This is a genomic window from Pantoea sp. SIMBA_079 (assembly GCF_046940275.1).
GTDB lineage: Bacteria > Pseudomonadota > Gammaproteobacteria > Enterobacterales > Enterobacteriaceae > Pantoea > Pantoea borealis.
This window is the reverse complement of record NZ_JAWRYR010000454.1, coordinates 1-263: the sequence shown is the minus strand read 5'-3', so window position 1 is coordinate 263 and position 263 is coordinate 1. Positions and strand designations below refer to the sequence as shown.

The window sequence follows — 263 nt, the reverse complement described above, 5'->3', positions numbered from 1 at the left end:
CGGTTGGTCTTGCTGGATCGAACCGACGCTTGGAGTATTCCGCCGGCCGGTCGACGCAACAACTGGGGGCGACCCTAGGACGTGACCGGGGCGTGCTGCACGGTGCTCAGCGAATCGACCAGGCGCCGGGCATCCGCGCCTTCGCGCTCGCCCATTTCACGTGCCTGTTCGGCGATCCACTGGTCCGCGGTCTCGCGACCATCCGCCTCGACCCGGCGCTCGTACTCGGGCACCAGCGCCTGCAAGGCCTGCTGCACCGCGTC

The 263-nt window shown here is 69.2% G+C and carries 1 protein-coding gene; it reads right to left on the bottom strand.

Annotated features, from left to right (window positions below; genetic code table 11):
* Positions 1-74 precede the first annotated feature (74 nt).
* A partial coding sequence (locus SB719_RS20775) for a hypothetical protein (RefSeq protein WP_412159832.1) occupies positions 75-263 on the bottom strand: 189 nt, incomplete at its 5' end.